The following is a 1,642-nucleotide window of genomic DNA, read 5'->3' on the forward strand; positions in this document are numbered from 1 at the left end:
AGGACACGCCCTCGCGGTCGAAGCTGGCCACATAGCCAGCCGTCACCATCTGCCGTTCATCAACGACAATGTACATCGATAAAGCCCCCCGGCTCGCAATATGAAAGTAGAAACGCGAGTACGCCGCTTGAAATGCTTGCAACAGGCTCATCAGGCGCTGAGCAGCTATTCTTTTACTTATACTTATTACTTCTACTCTCGTAGAGGTTGCTTGGATCTGGTCCCGCAAGCCCTCCGAATCAGTAGGTGTTAGACATAAATGCCGCTTCGGTGCTGTTGCGTCAACGGTTATCGGATTTTCACGGAATCCGCGTTCAAACTTCAGGCCGAGTGTTGCACGCGCGCAATACATACGCTCACGCGCGGATGAGGAATCAGGCTTGTGCGAGCCTTTCGACGAACATGTCGGTATCAAACAACATGTGGATCGGCGATCTTCCTTTCGGTGAAGTAGAAGAGAACATAATTCAAATGGAAAAAATTAACGATTCATTAACTAGAAGCAACAAAGTTTCATAATCGATTATTCAATATCTCAACTGATTACTTAACTTTTTATACAGATACCGCTCGGTAATTATTTGCCTTGAAAACGCCTTTTTCCCTCAGCGGAGGACCAGATGCGCCTTCTCAACAACATGCGGCTTATGACGAAGCTGGCGGTCCCAGTAGCGATCTTCGTCGCTATCTCGGTAGGACTGATCGCGCTCGCTCGCACGGGCCTTGAGACGATGGCAACCGACACGCAGGAGCTTGTCGAGGTCGACGCGGCGCGTCTGAGAATGCTTCTCCAGCTCAGCGCCGATGTGAACCAAGCGACGATCGCCGAGAAAAACATTCTTGCCGACAGGGTCATCGAGTCACGACCGACTTACGCTTCACGGTACGAGGACGAGAAGAAGATCACCCTCAAGGACACCGATGCTCTTGTGGCGTCCGCCCACACACCTGAGATCCGCGCAGCCTACGACACTCTGAAGTCACTGATCGCGAACTACTTCGCACTCGCCGATCAGAGCGTCGCCCATGGCCTCAAAGGTTATATGGATGACGCGGCCATGAAGATCTCGAACGGCGAAGCCCGCGACGTGCGCATGAAGGTCATGGGCCTGCTGAACGAGCAGGTGGATCAAAGTACGAAGGCTCTTGAGCTGTCCACGAAGGAAGCGAAAGATCTGGCTGAATGGACCTCTCTGACCCTGATCGTTTCTGCGGTGATTGGTCTGGCGGCAGCCGTTATGCTGATTGGCGCCATTGTCGTGTACGGGATCGTTCGGCCGCTTTCCGGTATCACCGAGGCAATGGCCCGCCTCGCCGACGGTGATCTGACCGTGCAGGTGACCGGGTCGGAGCGGAAGGACGAGGTCGGGCGTCTTGCCCGGTCCCTCCAGGTGTTCAAGGACAATGCCGTTGAGGCGCGCCGCCTGGCTGCCGAGCAGGAAGCCGAGAATGACGCGAAAATGCGCCGCGCACAGATGCTCGACCAGCTCACGAGACAGTTCGAAGCCAATGTGTCTACCATGACGCACGAGCTTTCCTCCGCGGCGTCTGAGTTGGAGGGGACTGCACGTTTGATGACGGGCGTTGCGGACCGGGCGCGGCAGCAATCGGTGGGGGTGGCGTCGGCGGCCGAGCAGACCTC

The 1,642-nt window shown here is 55.6% G+C and carries 1 protein-coding gene; it reads left to right on the plus strand.

Annotation, left to right across the window (positions count from 1 at the left end; all coding sequences use genetic code 11):
* Positions 1–620: 620 nt before the first annotated feature.
* The coding region (locus tag DES45_RS24655) for a HAMP domain-containing protein (protein ID WP_114773560.1) at positions 621–1,642 on the plus strand (1,022 nt) is incomplete at its 3' end.

Source organism: Microvirga subterranea (assembly GCF_003350535.1).
In the GTDB taxonomy this organism is placed as follows: Bacteria; Pseudomonadota; Alphaproteobacteria; order Rhizobiales; family Beijerinckiaceae; genus Microvirga; species Microvirga subterranea.